This window comes from Streptomyces sp. NPDC102451, assembly GCF_044765485.1.
Classification (GTDB): Bacteria; Actinomycetota; Actinomycetes; order Streptomycetales; family Streptomycetaceae; genus Streptomyces.
Genome location: NZ_JBIWKD010000007.1, coordinates 228,781 through 250,351, shown reverse-complemented (window position 1 = coordinate 250,351; position 21,571 = coordinate 228,781). Strand labels below are relative to the sequence as shown.

At 70.9% G+C, this 21,571-nt stretch carries 21 protein-coding genes and 6 tRNA genes; 19 read left to right on the top strand and 8 right to left on the bottom strand.

The window, feature by feature from the left end:
- Nucleotides 1–122: 122 nt before the first annotated feature.
- The 6 genes from ACIRD8_RS18815 (at nt 123) to ACIRD8_RS18790 (ending at nt 6,257) form a co-directional block, all read left to right on the top strand.
- Complete coding sequence (locus ACIRD8_RS18815) at nt 123–920, top strand: IclR family transcriptional regulator (RefSeq protein ID WP_403992389.1); 798 nt, start codon at nt 123–125, stop codon at nt 918–920.
- Nucleotides 841–2,709, top strand: coding sequence for an OPT/YSL family transporter (locus ACIRD8_RS18810; protein ID WP_403992386.1), 1,869 nt, complete (start codon nt 841–843; stop codon nt 2,707–2,709). The genes ACIRD8_RS18815 and ACIRD8_RS18810 overlap by 80 nt, the downstream gene beginning before the upstream one ends.
- 240 nt (nt 2,710–2,949) lie before the next feature.
- Nucleotides 2,950–3,156, top strand: a complete 207-nt coding sequence (locus tag ACIRD8_RS18805; protein WP_403992384.1) for a hypothetical protein — start codon at nt 2,950–2,952, stop codon at nt 3,154–3,156.
- 280 nt (nt 3,157–3,436) lie between these two features.
- On the top strand, nt 3,437–4,405 hold the full coding sequence (locus ACIRD8_RS18800) for a phosphotransferase family protein (protein WP_403992381.1): 969 nt from the start codon (nt 3,437–3,439) through the stop codon (nt 4,403–4,405).
- A gap of 64 nt (nt 4,406–4,469) precedes the next feature.
- Nucleotides 4,470–4,778, top strand: coding sequence for a zf-TFIIB domain-containing protein (locus tag ACIRD8_RS18795; protein WP_403992378.1), 309 nt, complete (start codon nt 4,470–4,472; stop codon nt 4,776–4,778).
- A 129-nt stretch (nt 4,779–4,907) separates the two neighbouring features.
- Nucleotides 4,908–6,257 (top strand): OFA family MFS transporter, encoded by a 1,350-nt coding sequence (locus tag ACIRD8_RS18790; RefSeq protein WP_403992375.1) that lies wholly within the window; start codon nt 4,908–4,910, stop codon nt 6,255–6,257.
- 151 nt (nt 6,258–6,408) lie between these two features.
- Here the strand turns inward: ACIRD8_RS18790 and ACIRD8_RS18785 are convergent.
- From ACIRD8_RS18785 to ACIRD8_RS18765, 5 genes are all read right to left on the bottom strand, one after another.
- Nucleotides 6,409–6,483, bottom strand: a tRNA-Val gene (locus tag ACIRD8_RS18785).
- A 23-nt stretch (nt 6,484–6,506) separates the two neighbouring features.
- Nucleotides 6,507–6,578, bottom strand: a tRNA-Val gene (locus ACIRD8_RS18780).
- 19 nt (nt 6,579–6,597) lie between these two features.
- A tRNA-Val gene (locus ACIRD8_RS18775) sits at nt 6,598–6,669 on the bottom strand.
- Between the two features lies 1 nt (nt 6,670).
- A tRNA-Cys gene (locus ACIRD8_RS18770) sits at nt 6,671–6,744 on the bottom strand.
- Nucleotides 6,745–6,781: 37 nt separating this feature from the next.
- Nucleotides 6,782–6,854, bottom strand: a tRNA-Gly gene (locus ACIRD8_RS18765).
- A 145-nt stretch (nt 6,855–6,999) separates the two neighbouring features.
- Between ACIRD8_RS18765 and ACIRD8_RS18760 the strand changes: the two genes are divergently transcribed.
- The 3 genes from ACIRD8_RS18760 to ACIRD8_RS18750 all read left to right on the top strand — a co-directional run bounded on the left by ACIRD8_RS18760 (nt 7,000) and on the right by ACIRD8_RS18750 (nt 9,785).
- Complete coding sequence (locus ACIRD8_RS18760; protein WP_403992372.1) at nt 7,000–8,052, top strand: chorismate-binding protein; 1,053 nt, start codon at nt 7,000–7,002, stop codon at nt 8,050–8,052.
- Nucleotides 8,049–8,870: an aminotransferase class IV gene (locus ACIRD8_RS18755; RefSeq protein WP_403992369.1), complete on the top strand. Its 822-nt coding sequence runs from the start codon at nt 8,049–8,051 to the stop codon at nt 8,868–8,870. Before ACIRD8_RS18760 ends, ACIRD8_RS18755 begins: the two co-directional genes overlap by 4 nt.
- Before the next feature lie 78 nt (nt 8,871–8,948).
- Nucleotides 8,949–9,785, top strand: a complete 837-nt coding sequence (locus ACIRD8_RS18750) for a GNAT family N-acetyltransferase (protein ID WP_403992366.1) — start codon at nt 8,949–8,951, stop codon at nt 9,783–9,785.
- Nucleotides 9,786–9,801: 16 nt separating this feature from the next.
- Here ACIRD8_RS18750 and ACIRD8_RS18745 read toward each other — a convergent pair whose 3' ends face one another.
- Nucleotides 9,802–10,317 (bottom strand): DsbA family protein, encoded by a 516-nt coding sequence (locus ACIRD8_RS18745; protein ID WP_403992363.1) that lies wholly within the window; start codon nt 10,315–10,317, stop codon nt 9,802–9,804.
- A gap of 154 nt (nt 10,318–10,471) precedes the next feature.
- Here ACIRD8_RS18745 and ACIRD8_RS18740 point away from each other — a divergent pair, with 154 nt between their 5' ends.
- The 3 genes from ACIRD8_RS18740 (at nt 10,472) to ACIRD8_RS18730 (ending at nt 12,565) form a co-directional block, all read left to right on the top strand.
- On the top strand, nt 10,472–10,945 hold the full coding sequence (locus ACIRD8_RS18740; RefSeq protein WP_403992360.1) for a hypothetical protein: 474 nt from the start codon (nt 10,472–10,474) through the stop codon (nt 10,943–10,945).
- A gap of 275 nt (nt 10,946–11,220) precedes the next feature.
- Nucleotides 11,221–12,240, top strand: coding sequence for a LacI family DNA-binding transcriptional regulator (locus ACIRD8_RS18735; protein ID WP_403992357.1), 1,020 nt, complete (start codon nt 11,221–11,223; stop codon nt 12,238–12,240).
- 169 nt (nt 12,241–12,409) lie between these two features.
- Entirely contained in the window at nt 12,410–12,565 is a 156-nt protein-coding gene (locus ACIRD8_RS18730; protein ID WP_164493806.1) for a hypothetical protein, read from the top strand.
- A 102-nt stretch (nt 12,566–12,667) separates the two neighbouring features.
- On the opposite strand, the gene ACIRD8_RS18725 is transcribed toward ACIRD8_RS18730, so the two are convergent.
- Together ACIRD8_RS18725 and ACIRD8_RS18720 are read right to left on the bottom strand one after the other, a co-directional pair.
- Nucleotides 12,668–13,225, bottom strand: coding sequence for a CGNR zinc finger domain-containing protein (locus ACIRD8_RS18725; RefSeq protein WP_403992354.1), 558 nt, complete (start codon nt 13,223–13,225; stop codon nt 12,668–12,670).
- A 396-nt stretch (nt 13,226–13,621) separates the two neighbouring features.
- Nucleotides 13,622–14,035, bottom strand: coding sequence for an SsgA family sporulation/cell division regulator (locus ACIRD8_RS18720; protein ID WP_003959770.1), 414 nt, complete (start codon nt 14,033–14,035; stop codon nt 13,622–13,624).
- 190 nt (nt 14,036–14,225) lie between these two features.
- Between ACIRD8_RS18720 and ACIRD8_RS18715 the strand changes: the two genes are divergently transcribed.
- The 7 genes from ACIRD8_RS18715 to ACIRD8_RS18685 all read left to right on the top strand — a co-directional run bounded on the left by ACIRD8_RS18715 (nt 14,226) and on the right by ACIRD8_RS18685 (nt 21,569).
- Complete coding sequence (locus ACIRD8_RS18715; RefSeq protein WP_403992353.1) at nt 14,226–14,681, top strand: TIGR02611 family protein; 456 nt, start codon at nt 14,226–14,228, stop codon at nt 14,679–14,681.
- Between the two features lie 63 nt (nt 14,682–14,744).
- Nucleotides 14,745–14,816: transfer RNA gene (locus ACIRD8_RS18710), tRNA-Val, on the top strand.
- A 209-nt stretch (nt 14,817–15,025) separates the two neighbouring features.
- Complete coding sequence (locus ACIRD8_RS18705; protein WP_403992350.1) at nt 15,026–16,312, top strand: ABC transporter substrate-binding protein; 1,287 nt, start codon at nt 15,026–15,028, stop codon at nt 16,310–16,312.
- A gap of 10 nt (nt 16,313–16,322) precedes the next feature.
- Entirely contained in the window at nt 16,323–17,315 is a 993-nt protein-coding gene (locus ACIRD8_RS18700; protein WP_403992832.1) for a carbohydrate ABC transporter permease, read from the top strand.
- Nucleotides 17,312–18,172, top strand: coding sequence for a carbohydrate ABC transporter permease (locus ACIRD8_RS18695; protein WP_403992347.1), 861 nt, complete (start codon nt 17,312–17,314; stop codon nt 18,170–18,172). Before ACIRD8_RS18700 ends, ACIRD8_RS18695 begins: the two co-directional genes overlap by 4 nt.
- Nucleotides 18,173–18,218: 46 nt before the next feature.
- Nucleotides 18,219–18,767, top strand: coding sequence for a hypothetical protein (locus ACIRD8_RS18690; RefSeq protein WP_403992828.1), 549 nt, complete (start codon nt 18,219–18,221; stop codon nt 18,765–18,767).
- A 54-nt stretch (nt 18,768–18,821) separates the two neighbouring features.
- A complete protein-coding gene (locus ACIRD8_RS18685; protein ID WP_403992344.1) occupies nt 18,822–21,569 on the top strand; it encodes a Tat pathway signal sequence domain protein in 2,748 nt (915 codons plus the stop codon).
- The last annotated feature ends 2 nt before the right edge of the window (nt 21,570–21,571 follow it).

Here is a 21,571-nt window from a genome sequence, read left to right as displayed (position 1 = left end):
TCCTGGAGACCCTTGACACATGGTTGATGCACCCGCATTCTTTCGCCAGAAAACGCAACGGCGTTGCGATTTCCGCACCGACGATGACGGAACGAAGAAGACGGAACGAAGGAGGCCGGCCCATGGCGGTCAACGGCGCCGACACCACCCCGGCCGATGCCGCACCCCAGGCACCCGGCGTCCTTCAGACCGTGGACCGGGCCCTGGTCGTCCTGCTCACCTTCACCGAGCAGCGCCCCGAGTGGGGCGTCAGCGAGCTCTCCCGTCACCACGGCTGGGACAAGGCGGTCGTGCAGCGGCTGCTCACCACCCTCACCGCCCGCGGGTTCCTGATCTGCGACGACACCAGTCGCCGCTACCGTCCGGGCCCCGCACTCTCCCGGCTCGCCAGGGTCGGCGAACACAGCGGTGTGCTGCCCTCGCTGGCCCGGCCGATACTCGCCCGGCTCCTGCGTGAGACGGGCGAGAGCGTCGTCCTGAACGTCCCGCACGGCTCCAGCTACCGCTGCGCCGCCGCCGTCGACGGAACCGGGCCCGTCCGCTACACCGCCATCATCGGCGCGGTCATGCCCGGCCACGCGGGAGCGTCCGGCCACACCCTCTTCGCGTACCAGCCCGAACGCGAGGTCCGGCAGATGTTCGGCCCCACCGGGCTCGCCCGGTTCAACGACCGGACCATCACCGACCTGGACGCGCTGCTCACCTGCTACGCCCGGGTCCGGGCCGAGGGGCACAGCGTCAGTTACGGCGAGTACGACGAGGCCGTCACCGCCGTCTCCGCCCCCGTCCTGCAGGGCGGCGCCGTCGCTGCCTCCCTCACCGTCATCGGCCCCTCCCACCGTGTGGACCGGGCCGTCGACACGCTCGTACCGCTGGTGCGCGCCGGAGCCGCGGAGATCACCGCGGCACTCGGCGGCTGAACCGGCCCGACCCCGAACCGCTGGATCCCGCGGCGCCCCGCGCCGCCGGTGCGCCCCGGCCTGCCCGCGCACCGATGGGCGACAGCGTCCACCCAGTCCTGCTCACCGAAGGGGGTGCCCCGTGGCGCACCAAGCCTCCGCCCCGCACCACGCACCACCGCCGTCCGGGTCCCACCCCGAGGAGAACGAATCCCACCCCCGGGTCTTCGAACCCGTGCTCCTGGTCATCCTGGTGGTCCTCGCAGCCGTCGGCGCGGTCATCGGCATCGACCTCGTGTCGAAGCTGGGCATCTCCGCCAACACCTCGGTGGTGGGCGCGCTCGTCGCCATGCTCATCGGCCGCATCCCGCTCGGCTTCCTGCGCCGGATGCGGTCCGTGCACCGGCAGAACCTCGCCCAGAGCGCCATCTCCGCGGCGACCTTCGCCTCGGCCAACGCACTGCTCACGTCCGTGGCCATCCCGTACGTCTTCGGGCGTCAGGACCTGGTCTGGCCGATGCTCGCCGGATCGTTCATCGGGCTGCTCGTGGACGCCTGGGTGCTCTACCGGGCCTTCGGGTCCCGGCTGCTGCCCGCCGACGCCGCGTGGCCGCCCGGAACGGCCGCCGCCGAGACCATCAAGGCCGGCGACCGGGGCGGCCGGCGCGCGCTGATCCTCGCCGGCGGCACCGCCGTCGGCCTGGCCGGGACCCTCCTCAGCCTGCCGCTCTGGCTCCGCCGCGCCCTCACCGGCCACCGCGTCGTCCTGATGGACCAGCGCGGCACCGGACGCTCCGCCCCCGTGGACCGGCGCACCCTCGCCCGGTTCGGCGCCGACCACCGGGCCGCCGCCGACCACCTCGCCCTCTTCCGGGCCGACTCGATCGTCCGTGACGCCGAACTGCTGCGCCGCAACCTCCAGGACGACCGGCCCTGGAGCGTCCTCGGGCAGAGCTTCGGCGGCTTCGCCACCCTCACCTACCTCAGCCTCGCGCCCGAAGGGCTGACCCAGGCCTACATCACCGGCGGTCTGCCGACCCTCACCGGCCACGCCGACGACGTCTACCGCGCGGCCTACGCCCGCACCCTCGCCCACAACGAGCGCTACTTCGCGCGCTACCCGGGCGACCAGCGGCTCGCCGACGCCGTCGCCGCGCACCTGGAGGCACACGACGTACGCATGCCGACCGGCGAGCGGCTCACGGTGCGCCGCTTCCAGACGCTCGGCATCACCTTCGGCACCTCAGCCAAATTCGACTCGCTCCACTACCTCCTGGAGACCGCGTTCACCGACGGCGCCCGCGGCCCCGAACTCACCGACACCTTCCTGCGGGGCGTGGACGCCGCGGTGTCCTTCGCCGAACGCCCCCTGTACGCCGCCCTCCACGAGCCGATCTACGCCCAGGGGCCCAGCCCCACCGGCTGGTCGGCGCACCGCGTCCGGGAGGAGTTCCCCGCCTTCGACGCCCGCCCCGGCAGTCCCCTCCGCTTCACCGGTGAGATGGTCTACCCCTGGCAGTTCGACGAGGACCCCTCCCTCGTCCCACTCCGGGGAGCCGCGGAGATCCTCGCCGCACGCACCGACTGGCCCGCCCTGTACGACCTCGGGCAGCTGGCGGCCAACCAGGTGCCGGTGGTCGCCGCCGTCTACCACGACGACATGTACGTCGACCGCGAGCACTCCCTCGCCACCGCCGCGGCCGTCCGCGGGCTGCGCACCTGGGTCACCCCCGACCACGCCCACGACGGCGTCCGGGCCGACGCCGCCGTCCTCGACCGGCTGCTCTCGATGGCGAGCGGCAAGGACTGACCGCGGGGCCTCCGGCCGAAGCGAATCCCTCGGGGATGACCCCAAGGCCCAGCGCAGGATCTCCACCCAGGGGAGTACACCGAAGGTGCTCGGCTCATCCTCCGGGAGGCCCGGCATTCGGTACGCGGGCATGACGCCGTGCGGTTCCCGCCTCCCTAATCTTGAAGTCAAGCGGCGGGCGTGGAACTCGTCCCCCGAGGCCAGACGCCCGCCGCTCCGGAACAGGTCAGGAGAGGAACCATGGCGGACACGGCCACGCGGACCATCATCCGCACGCAGGGACGCAGGGCATACGCCGCGTTCGGCGTACGCCCGTCCGGCACGCGCCACCCGCTGGTGGCGACAGCCATGGTCCTTCCCCTGGCGGCCCTGCTGGTCGTCGTATTCGGCGGCTGGGACGCAGTGGTCACACAGGCGTCGTCCGTGGGCGTGATGCTGGGGCGCTGAGCGGCGCCCCGGGTCCGGGAGAGCGGTCCGGACCGGGACATCCGGCCAACAGCCCCGTGGGGACGGGGGTGCGGCGGACGGCAGCGTTTGTCCGGCCAGCTGGGGAGCTGGCCGGACATCGCGCTGTCCGGACCCTTTTCGGAGCCGGAGCCGGAGCCGGAGCCGCAGGGCCGTCCGCCCCGTCGCGGGCGAACACCGCATGCCACGGCACCTGCGGCCGCGTACGATCGCCGCCGGGGCCGGCCGCGGGCCGACGACCACCCCCGCGGGAGCCGATCCGATGACCATCACCCCCGTCGTACGCGCGCTGGGCGAGCTCGCGCACGGCAGCGCCCACGCCGGCAGGGCGGCGTGCGCGTGCGCACCGCCCCAGGTGCTCGCGGACCGGCCCGACGGCACGGTGGTCCGCAGCGGCCCGGTCGTCGCCAAGGCCCACGCCTCCGACTCGGAGACCCCCGCCCTGGCGGCCCGCCTCTCCCTGGCCGCCTCACCCCGGCTGGCGGGCATCCTGCTGCCGCCCCTCCCGACTCTCCCGGCCGCCGGGGCGCCCGGCACCGCCGAGGGCCGCACCGTGAGCCTCTGGCCGTACGGCGCGCCCGTCGACCCCTCGGACCCCGGCGCCGCCCCCTGGGAGGAGGCCGCGGCCCTGCTGGCCCGGCTGCACCGCACCCCGCCGCCCCACCCGCTCCCGCCGATGCGCGGACCGGTCAAGGCCGCCCGGGCCGTGGCGCGGATGTGCGCGGCCCGCCCCGGCGACCCGGCCACCGGCCCCGTGCTGACCGCCTGGCGCGGACTGCCCGGCTGGGCCCGCGCCGAGCATCCGGTGCCCGGTCACCGGGACGGCTACCTCTGCCACGGCGATCTGCACCTCGGCCAGCTCGTGCGGCACCCCGCCGAGCACGGCCCCTGGCTGCTGATCGACATCGACGACACGGGCCTGGGTGATCCCGCCTGGGACCTCGCACGGCCCGCCGCCTGGTACGCGGCCGGGCTCCTGCCGACCGGGATCTGGCTGCGCTTCCTCGACACCTACCGGGCGGCCGGCGGACCGGCCGTGCGAGCCGAAGGGGACCCGTGGCCCGAGCTCGACGTCGCGGCGCGAGCCCTCACGGTGCAGACGGCCGCCCTCGCCCTGGCCAAGTCCGTGGCGGAGGAACGGAGTCCGGATGAGGTGGAACAGTTGATGATCGACGCATGTGCCCGAATTGCGTCCCTCCCACCCGAGTTGGCCTCCGAACAGGCGTCGTAGGGTGAAGCGTTCGCCGCCGGGCATGCATTCCGGCGACGTCGTCACGACCTGAGGAGCCGACCCGATGATCCAGTGTCCCAAGTGCCACGCCCAGATGCACACGTACAACCGCAACGGTGTCCAGATCGAGCAGTGCAGCGGCTGCCGGGGGATCTTCCTCGACTACGGCGAACTGGAGTCCCTGACCCGCCTGGAGTCGCAGTGGGCCCAGCAGGCGCCGCCCGCACCGCCCGCGCCGCAGGCCTACCCCGCCGCGCCCGCACCGCAGGCCTACCCCGCCGCGCAGGCCCCCGCATGGGGAGCGCCGCACCAGGGCGGTCACTACGGCCACCACCGCCAGAAGAGCTTCGGCCGGATGCTGTTCAGCTCCTGACCCGCCTTCCGGGCGGGTAGTGCCGCAGGGCGGGTCCGGTCCCGGTGTCCGGACCCGCATTGCATACGGTCGACGGACTTCCGTTCATGATCTAGTCATGGCCATGGCTGGTGCCTAAAGTGCGGGTCCATGAACTTCCTCGACAGGTCCCGAACTGTCGCGCCCCCGGGGTGGAGCCGTTGGCTCGTGCCGCCCGCCGCGCTCGCCGTGCATCTCTCCATCGGACAGGCCTACGCCTGGAGCGTGTTCAAGCCGCCGCTCGAATCCGCCCTCGACCTCTCGGGTACCGCCAGTGCTCTCCCGTTCCAGCTGGGCATCGTCATGCTCGGCCTCTCCGCCGCGTTCGGCGGCACCCTCGTCGAACGCAACGGCCCCCGCTGGGCGATGTTCGTCTCCCTCGTCTGCTTCTCCTCCGGCTTCCTCGTCGCCGCGCTCGGCGCCTCCACCGGCCAGTACTGGCTCGTCGTCCTCGGCTACGGCTTCATCGGCGGGATAGGCCTCGGCATCGGCTACATCTCCCCGGTCTCCACCCTCATCAAGTGGTTCCCCGACCGCCCGGGCATGGCGACCGGCATCGCCATCATGGGATTCGGCGGCGGCGCCCTCATCGCCTCGCCCTGGTCCACCGGGATGCTGGAGAGCTTCGGCACGGACCGCTCCGGCATCGCCACCGCCTTCCTCGTCCACGGTGTCGTCTACGCCGCCTTCATGGCGCTCGGCGTCTTCCTCGTCCGGGTGCCGCCGGAGGGCTGGCTCCCCGACGGCTGGGAACCCAAGCAGGAGACCCGCAGGCTCGTCACCAACGCCCAGGTGTCCGCCCGTAACGCCCTGCGCACCCCGCAGTTCTGGTGCCTGTGGGTGGTCCTCTGCATGAACGTCACCGCGGGCATCGGCATCCTCGAGAAGGCCGTCCCCATGATCCAGGACTTCTTCTCGAACACGGCCACCCCGGTCTCGGTCTCCGCGGCGGCGGGGTTCGTCGCCCTGCTCTCGCTGGCCAACATGGGCGGACGCCTCCTGTGGTCCTCCACCTCGGACCTCATCGGCCGCAAGAACATGTACCGGATCTACCTCGGCGTCGGCGCGCTCATGTACGTCGTCATCGCGCAGCTGGGCGACGACTCCAAGCCGCTCTTCATCTGCTGCGCGCTGGTGATCCTCTCCTTCTACGGCGGCGGGTTCGCGACCGCGCCCGCCTATCTGAAGGACCTCTTCGGCACCTACCAGGTGGGAGCCATCCACGGCCGGCTGCTCACCGCGTGGTCCACGGCCGGTGTCCTCGGCCCGCTGATCGTCAACCGGGTCGCCGACGCGGGGGAGCGGGCGGGACACAGCGGCCCCAGCCTCTACTCGACCTCCCTGACGATCATGATCGGGCTGCTGATCGTCGGCTTCGTCGCCAACGAGTGCATCCGCCCGGTCCACGCACGCTTCCACGAGGCACCGGAAGGGAGCCCCCGTGTCCACCAGCAGTCGTAAGCCGCTCATGCTGTTCGTCTGGCTCTGGGTCGCCGTGCCGTTCGGCTACGGGCTGTACGAGCTCGTCCGCAAGGCGACCCAGCTCTTCACCGGCTGACCCGCCCCGCCCACGACAGAACCCCCGGTCGTCGAGACGACCGGGGGTTCTGGCTGGTGCGCGATACTGGGATTGAACCAGTGACCTCTTCCGTGTCAGGGAAGCGCTCTCCCGCTGAGCTAATCGCGCAGGGTGACCCTGCGTGTACTGCGTGCGCGATACTGGGATTGAACCAGTGACCTCTTCCGTGTCAGGGAAGCGCTCTCCCGCTGAGCTAATCGCGCGGGGATCCTTGCGGACCGGTGGACGATACTGGGATTGAACCAGTGACCCCTTCCGTGTCAGGGAAGTGCTCTCCCGCTGAGCTAATCGTCCTTGGAGGTGGAGACGGGATTTGAACCCGTGTAGACGGCTTTGCAGGCCGTTGCCTCGCCTCTCGGCCACTCCACCAGGGGCGGGGGTTCGGGAAGATCCCCCACCTTCTGCGAGCGGACGACCAGGTTCGAACTGGCGACCTCAACCTTGGCAAGGTTGCGCTCTACCAACTGAGCTACGTCCGCTTGTCTTTCCCGTTCCGCTTGCGCGTCCCGGCGACGTGTTGAACTCTAGCGGATTCCCGGGCCAGCACAAAAACGCGTTTGCGCAGCGTGCTGCGCCACCCACCGCCCACCGCAGGTCACCGCGTGCCGACCTAGACTCGGTCACGTGCGCCACCTCACCCCCCTCGCCCGCTTCGGTGGCCTCGTCGCCACCGGTCTGCTGGACGTCACCAGCGATCCCGCAGCCCTTGAATCGTCCGGTTTCTGGGCGGTATCCGCTGATTTCGAAGGCCGTCCGGTCTGTGCCCGCTTCGCCACCGTGCGCCCCGAGGAAGTCCCCCTCCCCGTGCCCGGGGCCTGGCGGGGACCCGCCCCGGCGGACTGGACGTCCTCGCTCGACAAGCAGGCCTACATGGCGGGCGTACGACGGATCCGTGAACACATCGCGGCGGGCGAGGTCTACCAGGCCAACCTCTGCAGGGTCCTCTCCGCGCCGCTCGCCGACCCCGGCGCGGACGTGGACGCGCTCACCGCCCTGCTCGCCCGCGGCAACCCTGCCCCGTACGCGGGAACGATCCGGCTCCCGGAGCACGGCGTGGAGATCGCCACCGCCTCCCCCGAGCTCTTCCTCGCCCGAGACGGCCGTACCGTCGAGTCCGGCCCGATCAAGGGCACCGGCCGCACCGAGGACGACCTGCTGGAGAAGGACCACGCGGAGAACGTGATGATCGTGGACCTCGTCCGCAACGACCTCGGCCGGGTCTGCGCACCCGGCAGCGTCACCGTCCCCGACCTCTGCGCAGTGGAGAAGCACCCGGGACTCGTCCACCTCGTCTCCACCGTGCGCGGTCGGCTCGCCGACGGCGCCGGGTGGCCCGAGCTGCTCACCGCGGCCTTCCCGCCCGGGTCCGTCACCGGCGCGCCCAAGTCCAGCGCGCTGCGGATCATCGAAGACCTGGAGACGGCCCCCCGCGGCCCCTACTGCGGTGCGGTCGGCTGGGTGGACGCCGACCGGGGCACCGCGGAGCTGGCGGTCGGCATACGGACCTTCTGGATCGACCGCACCGGGACCGCTCCTCTCCTGCGCTTCGGTACCGGAGCCGGCATCACCTGGGGATCCGACCCGGCGCGCGAGTGGGCCGAGACCGAGCTCAAGGCATTCCGGCTGCTCGCTGTAGCGTCGGGCGCCTACGAGGAGACAGGAAGGACCGCGTCATGAGGATTTGGGTCAACGGCGGACTGTGTGACGCCGATGACGCCCGGCTGTCCGTGCTCGATCACGGGCTGACCGTGGGGGACGGCATCTTCGAGACGGTCCGGGTCTCCGGCGGCCGTCCCTTCGCGCTCACCCGGCATCTCGACCGGCTGACGCGCTCGGCCAGGGGTCTGGGCCTGACCGACCCCGACCACGACGAGGTCCGCCGCGCGGTCGCCGCCGTCGTCGAGGCCAATCCCGTGGAGCTCGGCCGGCTCCGTATCACCTTCACCGGCGGCCTCGCGTCCCTCGGCTCCGACCGTGGCGACGCCGGCCCCAGCCTGGTCGTCGCCCTGGGCGGGACGGCACGCCGCCCCGACAGCACGGCCGTGATCACCGTGCCCTGGACGCGCAACGAACGCGGCGCGGTGACGGGCCTCAAGACCACCTCGTACGCCGAGAACGTCGTCGCCCTGGCGCGCGCCCATGAGCACGGCGCCTCGGAGGCGCTCTTCCCGAACACGGTCGGGCAGCTCTGCGAGGGCACCGGCTCCAATGTCTTCGTCGTCCTCGACGGCCGGATCCACACGCCCCCGGTCACCTCCGGATGCCTCGCCGGAATCACCCGGGCCCTCGCCGTGGAGTGGACGGGCGCGCAGGAGACCGACCTCCCGCTGGACGTGCTCGAACGGGCCGAGGAGATCTTCCTGACCTCCACCCTCCGCGACATCCAGGCCGTCCACCGCGTCGACGGGCGGGAGCTGCCCGGCGCCCCGGGGCCCGTGACGGCGAAGGCGATGCGGGTCTTCGACGAGCGCGCGGCGGACGATCTCGATCCGTGAGCGGCCTCCCCGCCCGGCCTCCGAAGCCGGAACCGTAAAAGGGGTGACTCAACCGCCTCCAGCGGATAGAACACCCTGATGACCACGACCATCCGGCCGGCCGGGCCGGTCCAGCAAGGCGCCGACGGCGCGCGGGCGCGTACGTACGACGTGTGCGACAACGGGCGGCCCGTGGGAGCCGTCGGCATCTCCACCGACCCGTCGTTCGGGCCCACCGCGGGCATACTCCACTCGCTCTCCGTCGAGGAGGCGCACCGCAGGCGGGGCCGGGGGACCATCGCCGCGCTCGCCGCCGAGGAGGTGCTGCGCGGCTGGGGCTGCACCCAGGTCCGCCTGGTGGCCCCGGCGGACAACCACGCCGCCCGGGCCCTGGGGGCCGTGCTCGGCTACACCGAGCGCAGCCGGAACATGCTGAAGACCCTCCGGCGGACCGCCCCCGCGCTGCCGGCCGGAGTCACGGGACGCCGCATGACGCAGCAGGAATACGACGAGTGGGCGGCGGCCAGCGTCGGGATCTACACGCGGGAGTGGGTGGAGCGGGGCGTCCCGGAGGAGCAGGCCCGGCACAAGACCGAGACCGACCACGCCACCACCCTGCCGGACGGCAGGGCGACCCGTGGGATGTACTTCCACGTCCTCGTCCACGACGGCGCCGTCGTCGGCCACGTCTGGGTGGCACGGCGTGAGGAGCCGGACGGCGACGACCTCGGCTACGTGTTCGACGTGGAGGTGTACGAGGAGTACCGGGGGCGCGGCTACGGCCGGGCGCTGATGCACCTCGCGGAGGACATCACGCTCGACGCCGGCCTCGGCCTGCTCGGGCTGCACGTCTTCGCGTCCAACACGCCCGCACTGCGGCTGTACGAGTCGCTCGGCTACGAGGTGACGCAGTACAACCTGGCCAAGGCGCTGTAGCCGGCCCGGGTGCCGGTCAGCCCTCGGCGGCGAGCAGGCGGTCGGCGATCTCCTCGATGCGGGCGCGCAGCCCTTCCTGGCTCTTGCCGCCGTCCAGCCGCTCGTCGCCGATCACATACGTCGGGGTCCCGGTGACGCCGATCGCCTTGCCCTCGGCCTGGTCGGCGTCCACGATCAGCAGATGCCGGCCGTCGATCAGGGCGGTGTCGAACTCCTCGGCGTCCAGGCCCAGTTCGTTCGCCACCTCGATCAGCAGGGGCTCGCCGGCCCGGGCGAGGTCGGCGGTCCGCGCCAGCACGGCCTCGATGTACGGCCATCCCTTGCCCTGCACCACGGCCTCCTCGGCCGCCTGCGCCGCCGCGTACGCGTGCTTGTGCTTCTCCAGCGGGAAGTGGCGCAGCCGGACCTCCAGCCGGTCGCCGTAGCGGGCGCGCAGGGCGTGGACGTCGGAGAGGGCCTGGTGGCAGTCGGGGCACTCGAGCTCGCACCAGACGTCGAGGACGACCGGCGCGGCGGAGGGGGATTCGCTCATGGAATCAGTCTTTCAGGCCGGACCGGCGCGTCCCAATCGGGACCTGGGGAGGACCGCGGCCCTGAAATGTCCCTGATGTGGTCCCGCACCGTGGCCCCCGCGGCGGTGACCGGTGCAGGATGGAAGGGACGTATCCCGATCGCTGGAGGCCCCGATGCTTGCCGAGACCATCTGTTCCGCGGTGTCTGCGGCCGGTTTGGGCATCGCCGCGATCACCGCGTACCGAAAGCGGTTCCTCACGGCGACCCGGATCGCCGCCTACTCGCTGGTGCCCGTCGGCCTGGTCATGACCGGTGTCGTCGAGTGGGTGTCGGACATCGCCTTCAAGCCGAGCGTCTGGATCGGCTTCGGGCTGCTGGCCGTGGCGTGGCTGCTTTTCATGACCACGCGCGCCGTGGAGCGCCGGAGCGGCTCGACCCGCAAGGAGCGCAGGGCCGCGAGGTCCGCGGAGCGCGGCGCCGCGGTCGCACCGGCGGCCTCGTCACCGTCACTGACCTCGGGCGCCGGGGCGACGGCCGCGCAGACGCAGAAGCAGACGCAGGGCAGGGCGAAGAAGAAGCAGCAGGCTGCCGCGCCCGGTGACGACTTCAGCGACATCGAGGCCATCCTGAAGAAGCACGGGATCTGACCGGCCGCTCGGCCGCGCGTAGGCCATGAATCGATTCATGGCGAGCTACGGTCCAGAGGGCGCCCGAACGCATCGCACGCCTCGGTATATTCGGGTCGCGTCGCCCCGATCTTGACGGTATCCGGTGGATGCGGTTAGCGTCCCGAGCGGATTGAAACAATTCAATCGGCGGGCGCGGCCCGGCCGGCGGCGCGACGGACCACGCCGTACGTTCGTCCGTGGACCAGGACCGGCGCCGACGCGCGGTTGCCGGATGCATCAGTGGGGCAGGGCAAGTGGCGCGTGTGGCAGGGATCAAGGACGTGGCCCGGCAGGCCGGAGTCTCCGTGGGCACGGTCTCCAATGTGATCAACCGCCCCGAGGCGGTGCTCCCCGACACCCGGGCCCGTGTCCTGGCGGCGATCGAGGAACTCGGATACGTACGCAGCGAATCGGCCCGGCAGCTCAGGGCGGGCCGCAGCCGCATCATGGCCCTGCTGGTGCTCGACATGGGCAACCCGTTCTTCGTCGATGTCGCACGCGGCGCCGAGCGCGCGGCCCGGGAGGCCGGTCTCGGGGTCATGGTCTGCAACAGCGGCCAGAGCCCGGAGGAGGAGGCCGAATACCTCGGGCTCTTCGCCGAGCAGCGGGTCTGCGGGGTGCTCGTCACCCCGGCCGACGCCACCGGCGGCAACCTCGAAGCCTTCGCCCGCCACCGCATTCCCTACGTGCTGGTCGACCGGGTGGCGGCGACCACCGACACCTGCGCGGTCTCCGTGGACGACGTGCGCGGCGGCATGCTGGCCGTCGGGCACCTCGTCTCGGCGGGCCACCGCTCCGTCGCCTATGTGAGCGGCCCCGGCGACCTCCACCAGATCAGGGACCGCCGTGAGGGCGCCCTCGCGGCGCTCGCCGAGGCAGGGCTCGGCCCCGAGGCGCTCGTCGAGATTCCCTCCGACCGCCTGGACGTGGCGGCGGGCCGCGACGCCGGGGCCAGGCTGCTCGGCCTCGTGCCCAGACCGACCGCCGTGTTCTGCGCCAACGACCTGCTGGCGCTCGGCGTCCTGCAGTCGCTGTACGCCGCCGGTGTGCGGGTGCCGCAGGACATCGCGATCGTCGGTTACGACGACATCGAATTCGCCGCGGCCGCCGCCGTGCCCCTCACCTCGGTACGGCAGCCCGCCGTGGTGATGGGCAGGATGGCGGCGGAGCTCCTCCTGGAGGAGGCGGACGACGAGGACGGCGCCCACCGGCACCGCAGCGTGGTGCTCCAGCCGGAACTCGTCGTACGGGCCTCCAGCGCCGCGCCACGCTGATCAGGGGGCCGACGCCCGGCAGCGCCGGGCGCCGGAGGCACCCGGGGCGAACGCGTGGATGATCTTCGGGCGCGGGAGCGAATCCGTTCATCCTGGAGTGGTGAACTCACCCTGCGAAAGGGTTCGTTGATCGCCAACAGGGCTCGCTCTAGGTCATGATCGCTACGAGATGGTGGACACATCCCGGGGCGACGCCCCCGCACCCCCCGCCGAAGAGCCGCGTGGCTGCCTCTTCGCGCTTTCCCAGCCGCCGCTGATGATTTTCCTGACCGTGGTCGGCGGCCTGCTGCTGATGGCCGCCCTGCACGATCTCTTCCTGCTGTGAGCGGCCGCCAGGTTCTCTCCCTCGTGAGCGGCTTCCGGGCCCGGATGCCCACCGCCCCCGGCGCCGTCCCGGAGGACGGCCGCACGGCGCGTGCGCCGACGGTCAGCGCGCGGCTTCCCGGCGCCGGGCGCGGTACGCGGCGACGTGCAGCCTGTTGCCGCAGGTGCGGCTGGAGCAGTAGCGGCGGGAGCGGTTGCGCGACAGGTCGACGAAGGCGTCCCGGCAGTCCGGGGCCTCGCAGCGCCGCAGCCGTTCCTGCTCGCCCGCCACGACGATGAAGGCCAGGGCCATGCCGCAGTCGGCCGCGAGGTGGTCCGCGACGGAGGCGTCCGGCGCGAAGTAGTGGACGTGCCAGTCGTAGCCGTCGTGGTCGGTGAGCTGCGGGGTGGTGCCGGCGGCGGCCACCAGGCTGTTGACGAGGTCCGCGGCGGTGCGGGCGTCGGGCGCGGCGAATATCTCGGCGAACCGGCCCCGGACGTCCTGCACGGCGCGCAGGTCCTTGTCGCCGAGGGTTCCGACGCCGCTGATGTGGTGGCGCTCCGCGAAGGCGTAGAGCGCGGTGAGCTCCGCGAGCCCGTCGTCCGCTCCGCTCTCCGGTGCGGTGTTCACCAGATCGACCACCGTTTCGAGGGCGATCCGGGTGTCGTGTGGGATCAGCACGCTTCGCTCCCTGGCCTCCGGCGGACCGGTGCCCGCCGATGCGGGCTGACTCTACTGGCTCGGCGAAGGCGCCCAGGGGCCGGTGTGGGCTCGGCGGGGGAGGCCGGTCCCTTTTCCCGGCCGGACGTGCCGCCGACGCGTGCGGGGCCTCCTGATGGCCCAGGAGGCCCTGTCGGCGGGAGAGGTGAGGCGCGTGGGGCGAACGATGCGGGTGTGGCGACGTCGGCCTCGAGCGACCGGCCCGCCCGGTTCGCCCCGCCCGGTTCGGCCCGTGCGCGCAGCGGCGCCGCCGCCGCGGTGGGTTCCGCGGCGACGGCGCCGGTGTCTGCCCTATGAGGTTGTCCGCGCGACGCCGTCTCCCCGAGTCGGACGGCGTCCCGCAGTTCTCGGCCTGGCTCAGCTCTCGGCCAGGATGTGTGAGAGCTCCGTATCGAGGTCGAAGTGACGATGCTCGGTTCCGGGCGGGACCGCGGCGTCGGTCCTTTTGAGGAACGACTCCAGGGCCCTCGCCGGGGCTTCCAGCAGGGCTTCGCCCTCCGGGGAGCTCAGTGCGATGCAGACGACGCCTTGACCGTGACTACGTGATGGCCAGACGCGGACGTCTCCGGTGCCGGTGGGCCGGTGCAGCCCCTCGGCAAGGAGGTCACGGGCGAAAACCCATTCGACCGTCTCCTCCGCTCCGGTGTGGAAGGTGGCGTGCACGGCATAGGGGTCGGCCGTGTCATACCGCAGGCCCGCGGGTACAGGCAGTGAGGACTCGCTCGACACAACGAGGCGCAGGTGCAGCTCGCAGCTGACCGTGGTGTTCATAAGCGCCAGGGCCTTTCGCTCAGTGTGCGCTCGGGGATTCGCACGTCGGCGAAATCGACATGCCACCTACGGTGCCGTTGTAAACCCCTCTGACCTATTTGTGATGCTTCAGGTCCCTCGCACAGCGGTGTGTAACTTTGGGTCATGCGTCCATTCCGGTGACGATCGCGGTTCCGGTAGGTTGGGCTTCATGAACGCGGAGAGTGACGAGCGGAAAGAGGTGGCCGCGACGGTGGCCGCCGGTTCCGCCACGGGGGACGAACGTACGGCGGAGCGTGAGCTGGGCTCGCGGGCGCCCGGGTTCATCAAGGGGTCGAGGGTGCTCCACCTGAGCTGGCAGGTCGGGATCTTCGTCGTCGGCCTCGCCGTGGTCGGGGCGGGCATCGTGATGCTTCCGCTGCCCGGTCCCGGGTGGCTGGTGATCTTCGGCGGCATGGCGATCTGGGCGACCGAATTCGTCTGGGCGCAGCTCGTCCTGCGCTGGACCCGGCGCAAGGTCACCGAAGCCGCCCAGCGGGCCCTCGACCCCAAGGTCCGGCGGCGCAACATCATCCTCACCACGGTGGGGCTCGTGATCATCGCGGTGCTCGTCGGGATCTACGTCTGGAAGTTCGGCATAGTGATGCCGTGGAAGATCGAGCAGTGACGCGGACGTGGCCCCGGTGGTCCCGCGGCGCCGCTGACATGGGGTAATGTTTGCGGTGCGCCGGGGCGATTAGCTCAGTGGGAGAGCGCTTCGTTCACACCGAAGAGGTCACTGGTTCGAACCCAGTATCGCCCACCCCGGACCGATGGCCCGGAAGCTTCTGAGAAGCTTCCGGGCCATCGGCGTTTCCATGGGTCCCCGTCGCCGCCGCCCCGTGCGGTTGTTCGGCCTGTCGTCCGGCCGCCGAAATTTCGTCCTAACCGTTGACGCGCCCCCTGTCGCTCCTTACTTTGACCCAGCAAGCGCTTTCTAAAACGATTCAATGCGAACGGTGGGGGCGAGCTATGTCTCGTAACAACGGCATGGACCGGCGGCAGCTGCTGAAGCTGGCCGGCCTCTCCGCGGCCGGTCTCGGGCTGACCGCGGCCGGCTGCGGCTCGGGCGGCAGCGGCTCCGGCGGTCCGGTCACCATCCGGCACTCGTGGTGGGGCGCGGACGACCGTGCCAAGAAGATCCAGCAGTGCGTCGGCCTCTTCGAGAAGAAGCACCCGAAGATCAAGGTGAAGACGGACTTCCAGCAGTACGCGGACTTCTGGAAGAAGTTCAACACCCAGGCGGCCGGCGGCAACCCCCCGGACGTCATCCAGAACGCCGTCACCTTCCTGCGCAAGTACGAGGCGAAGAACGTCCTCCTCGACCTCAGCCCCCAGGTGGAGAAGGGCAACCTCGACCTCGGCGGCTTCCGCTCCGGGCTGGAGAAGTTCGCCGAGATCGACGGCAAGCTGCTCGGCGTGCCGGTCGGCAGCAACTCGATGGCCCTGGTCATCGACGAGAAGGTGTACGAGAAGGCCGGCATCGCGCCCGAGATCGGCTGGACCTGGGACGACTGGCTCGCCGGCCTGGAGAAGATCAAGCGCGGGCAGGGGATCGCGGGTGACGCGGGGCCGCACGGTGTGATGTACCTCTACGACCTGATCCTCCGCCAGAACGGCAAGGCCTTCTTCACGGAGGACGGCATGGGCTTCGGCGAGGCCGAACTGCTGCCGTACTGGACCGAGGCCCTCGATCGGGTCAAGGCAGGGCTCTACGCCGACCCCGGCAAGGTCGAGCAGATCAAGCCCGCCTCCGCGACCGCCAAGGGCCTGTCCGCCGGCGAGTTCACCTGGGACAACTTCTCGGTCCGCTACAGCGCGGAGGGCAAGAGCAGCTACGGCCTCGCGCCCATCCCGAGCACCGACGGCAAGAAGACCGGCCAGTACCTTGGGTCGCTGATGCTGAGCGGTTCGGCGCGCACCAAGCACCCCGCCGAGGTGGCCACCTTCATCAGCTTCATGACCCATGACCCCGAGGTCGCCCGGATCATGGGCTACGACCGCGGAGTGCCCGCCACCACCGCGCAGTTCGAGGCCTACGAGCCGGCCGACGCCCCCAGCAAGGCCATCGCCGCGTACGAGACCGCGATCGCAGACGCGGGTGTCCTGGAGCCCATCACCCCGCACCCCGCCGGCGCGGACGTCATCGAGGCGGCCTTCCTGCGCATCGGCGCCGACCTGTCCCTGGGCAAGACCTCGCCGAAGGACTCCGTGAAGCAGTTCTTCTCCGAGGCGAAGACCGCCCTCGCCTCGAACTGAGAGGACCGTGGTGACTCACATCCACACCTCCCCGGGCGTTCTCGCCGCCGGGGACGACCGCTCCGGCGCCGAGCGGAGCGGTCCCGGAGGAAACGCGCCACCCGTCGCCCCGGAGCGGCGGGGCCGGGGCGAGAACCTGGCCGGCTATCTGTTCATGTCGCCCTGGATCGCGGGCTTCCTGTTCCTGATCGCCGGGCCGATGGTGTTCTCGCTGTACCTGTCGTTCACCGAGTACAACCTGTTCGAGGCGCCTCGCTGGATCGGCCTGCAGAACTTCACCGACATGTTCGCCGACCCCCGCTGGCGCCAGTCCGTCAAGGTCACCTCCTGGTACGTGCTGATCGGCACCCCCATCAAGCTGGCGGCCGCACTCGCCGTCGCCATGCTGCTCGCCCAGAAGCGGTGGGGTCAGTCGTTCTACCGGGCGGCCTTCTACGCCCCGTCCCTCATCGGTGCGAGCGTCTCGGCGGCCATCGTCTGGCGTGCGCTCTTCTCGGACGACGCGATCGTCGACCGTACGCAGAAGGTGTTCGGCGTCGAGGTCGGCGGCTGGATCGGCGACCCCTCGATGATCATCTACGCGCTGATCGCCCTCACCGTCTGGCAGTTCGGCGCACCGATGGTCATCTTCCTGGCCGGCCTCAAGCAGGTCCCGCGCGAGCTGTACGAGGCCGCCGAGGTGGACGGAGCCGGCCCCTGGCGCAGGTTCTTCCACATCACCCTGCCGATGATCTCGCCGGTGCTGTTCTTCAACGTCCTGCTGGAGACCATCCACTCGTTCCAGATCTTCGGCTCGGCCTACATCGTCAGCAACGGCAGCTGCGGACCCGCCGACGCGACGCTCGTCTACACCTGTTACCTGTACGAACAAGGCTTCGTGAACAGCCGCATGGGCTTCGCCTCGGCCATGGGATGGCTGCTGCTGCTCGCCGTCGGCCTGGTCACCGCCGTGCTGTTCTGGTCCCAGAAGCGCTGGGTGCACTACGAGGAGGGCGGCCGATGAGTCTCCTGACAACAGCCGTACGCCGCCGGGGACCCGGCGCGCTCGCCTGGCACCTCGGTGCGCTCGTCATCCTCGCCGTGGTCCTCTACCCGGTGGTCTGGACGATCGGGGCGTCGTTCAAGCCCAGCGCCGACATCATCGGCGGCCTGGACCTGTTCCCCGCGGACCCGATCGGCGACAACTACGCCCGGCTCACCGAGGGCATCGCCGACATCCCGATCTCGACGTTCTTCCTGAACTCGGCCTACATAGCCGTCGGCTCGGTGATCGGCGTGGTGCTGTCCTGCTCACTGACCGCCTACGCCTTCGCGAAGGTACGGTTCGCCGGCCGCAACATCATGTTCGCCATCATGATCGGCACCCTCCTGCTGCCGTACCACGTACTGATCATTCCGCAGTACGTCCTGTTCCAGAAGCTGGAGCTGATCAACACATTCACCCCGCTGCTGATCGGCAAGTACCTGGCCACCGACGCCTTCTTCGTCTTCCTGATGGTGCAGTTCATGCGCGGACTGCCCAAGGAGCTCGACGAGGCGGCGCGGCTGGACGGCTGCGGGCACCTGAGGACCTACTGGTCCATCGTGATGCCGCTCTGCCGGCCGGCGCTCGTCACCAGCGCGATCTTCACGTTCATCAACGCCTGGAACGACTTCATGGGCCCCCTGCTGTACCTCAACGAGCCGGACAAGTACACCGTCTCCATGGGGCTGAAGATGTTCATCGACCAGGACGCGGTCGCGGACTACGGCGGCATGGTCGCCATGTCCCTGGTGTCCCTGCTCCCGGTGCTGGCCTTCTTCGTGGCGTTCCAGCGGTACCTGATCGACGGCATGGCCACCTCGGGCCTGAAGGGCTGACACCGTGGCGACGAAGACCCGCACCCCGGCCAGGCGTTCACGCCTCATGAACCGCTTCGCCCTGTTCTCCGAATGTCTGCTCGTCGGCGTGTGGATCGCCGTCGCCGCCCTGCCCCTGGTCACCTTCCCCGCGGCCTTCGCCGCGGGTACCCGGCACCTGCGCCGCTACCTCGCCGGTGAGCACGGCGGCCTGCGGGAGTTCGCGGACGACGCCCGGGCCGCCGCCCGCGGCGGATGGCTCGTCGGCGCGTCCGTATGGGCCGCCGCGGGACTGCTCCTGCTCGACCTGGCGGCAGCCGGCGCAGGGCTGCCCGGCGGGCGCTTCGTGGGCGCCGTCGGCATCCTCGCCATGATCGGTCTCCTGGTCGCGGTGGTCCGCGCGGCCTCCTGCTGGGAGCCAGGCGCCCGGTGGCGCACCCTCCTGGCCGAGGCCGGCCGGGACACGGTCCGCGACCCGGCCGGCTCCCTCCTGCTCGTCTGCGGCATGGCCGTCGTCGTGCTGTCCGGCGCCCTGGTGCTGCCGCTGGCCGTCCCCGTCGTCGGGGCCGTCGCCGCAGCGGCCACCGCGGTGCGGGCGCGCCGGCCCGCCCGCTGACGCGTTTCCGCTCGACCCCTTTTTTCCCGAATCCGCACGGAGAGAGGCACACCCATGTCCAGGATGCCCCGGAGAACGCTCCTGAAGGCCGCGGCAGCGGCCGGCGCGGCCGCACAGTTCAGCTGGCCCCTCGGCGCCACCCCCGCGTCGGCGGCCCCTGTGGCCGAGCACACCGACGAACCCGTCACCCTGACCTGGCTGGAGTCCGGGGGCCTCGGCGCGGCCCCCGGTTCCACGCTCGGGGTGCCCTGGCCCAAGGGGCGGTACACCAAGGACCAGACGTTCGCCCTGACCACGGAGGACGGCAAGGACGTCCCCGTGCAGTCATGGACGACCGCCACCTGGCCCGACGGTTCCGCGAAGTGGACCGCACACGCCGTGGGCCCCGAGGCCGCGGGCGCGAAGAAGTTCGTCCTCGGCCCGGGCAGGCCCACCGCTCCCGCCCACAAGGTCAGCGTCAAGAACACCGGATCCACCGTCAGCGTCTCCACCGGCGTCATCACCGCCCGGATAGGGAAGTCCGGCTCCTCCCTCATCACCTCCCTCACCCGTGGCTCCACCGAGATCGCCAAGAACGGACGGCTCGTCCTGATCCGGCAGGGCGAGATCGAGGACGGCGACCAGGGGCGTGAGACATACGAACGGTTCGAGAGCGCCGTCACCGCCACCGAGGTCGAACAGAGCGGCCCGGTGCGCGCCGTCGTCCGGATCGAGGGCAAGCACCGCCGAGGGAAGCGGTCCTGGCTGCCGTTCTCCGTCCGGCTCTACTTCTACGCCGGCGCCGAGTCGTTCCGCATGGTGCACACCATCACCTTCGACGGCACCCAGGAACCCGGGAAGGCGAGCGGCGACTTCATCCGCGGCCTCGGCGTCCGCTTCACCGTCCCGATGCGGGACGAGGCCTACGACCGGCACATCCGCATCGGCGGCGAGGGCACCGGCATGCTCCGGGAAGCCGTCAAGGGCATCACCGGACTGCGCCGCGACCCCGGCGCCGCGGTCCAGGCGGCCCAGTTCGAGGGCACGAAGCTCCCCGACCCCGCCACCTGGGACCAGCGCGTCACCAGCCGCCTCCACCTCATCCCCACCTGGGGCGACTACACCCTCAGCCAGCTCTCCGCCGACGGATTCTCCCTCCGCAAGCGCACCGGGAAGGGCCACGGCTGGATCGCGGCGGGCGGCGGCCGGCGCGCCTCCGGCTTCGGATACGTCGGAGGGGCGAGCGGCGGACTCGCCTTCGGCCTGCGCGACTTCTGGGAGAAGTTCCCCGCCCAGCTGGACATCCGCGACGCCCACACCGACGCCGCCGAGGTCACCGTGTGGCTCTGGTCGCCCGAGGCCGAACCCATGGACCTGCGCTTCTACCACGACGGCCTGGGCCAGGACACGTACGCCGAACAGCTCCAAGGCCTCGAAATCACCTACGAGGACTACGAACCCGGCTTCGGCACCCCCTACGGCATCGCGCGCACCAGCGAACTCCTCTTCTGGGCCCATGACTCCACCCCCGGCGCCACCGCCCTCGCGCAGCAGACCGAGGCCGTCCGCACCCTTCCCCAGCTCGTCGCGCCGCCCTCCCAGCTGATCGCCGCGAAGGTCTTCGGCGGACTGTTCTCCCCGGTCGACCGCTCGACCCCGGCCAAGGCGAAGATCGAGGACCACCTCGACTTCCTCTTCACGTACTACAAGGACCAGGTCGAGATGCGGCGCTGGTACGGCTTCTGGGACTACGGCGACGTCATGCACTCCTACGACCCCGCCCGCCACCAGTGGCGCTACGACGTCGGCGGCTACGCCTGGGACAACTCCGAGCTGTCACCCGACCTCTGGCTCTGGTACGCCTATCTGCGCTCCGGCCGCGCCGACATCTTCCGCTTCGCCGAGGCCATGACCCGCCACACCGGCGAGGTCGACGTCTACCACCTCGGCGAGTGGGCCGGTCTCGGGACCCGCCACGGCATCCAGCACTACGCCGACAGCGCCAAACAGCAGCGCATCGCCAACACCACCTACCGGCGCTTCTACTACTTCCTCACCGCCGACGAACGCGTCGGTGACCTGATGCGCGCAAACGTCGACTCCGACGAGACCTTCCTCGCCCTCGACCCGCTCCGCAAGATCCGTACCGAGCCCTACACACCGGACCGGCACGCCCTGTCCATCGGCTTCGGAACGGACTGGAGCGGGCTGGTCTCCGCCTGGCTCACCGAATGGGAGCGGGGCGGCCCGCAGGCCGCGAAGGCCAGGGCCCGCGTCCTCGGAACGATGGAGACCATCGCCGCCCAGCCCAACGGATTCGTCCAGGGCAGCGGCCTGTACGACCTCGACACCGGAAAGTTCGCCGTCGCCACCGAGCCCGTCGTCAGCGTCTCGCACCTCTCGGCGGTCTTCGGCCTGAACGAGCTGTGCGCCGAGCTCATCGACCTCGTGGGCGGCGACGTACCGAAGTTCGAGGAGGCGTACCTCGACTACTGCCGGTACTTCAACGCGACCAAGGCCGAACAGAAGGCGCGCTACGGCTCCGACTTCGGCAGCCTCATCCTCTTCCAGGGGCACTCACGGCTCGACGCCTACGCCGCGGTCCGCGCGGGCGACGAGAAGCTCGCCGCCCGCGCCTGGGAGAAGTTCTACAACAGCGACGGATACAAGGAATCGGCCCCCTGGAAGACCGAGGAGGTGACCGGCCCCGTCACCACGGTCCCCGGGACCGAGGCCAACTGGGTCTACACCAACGACACCGCGCTCTACGGACTCGCCGCCATCGAGAACCTCGCCCTCGTGGGGGACCGGATGCCGAACTGACG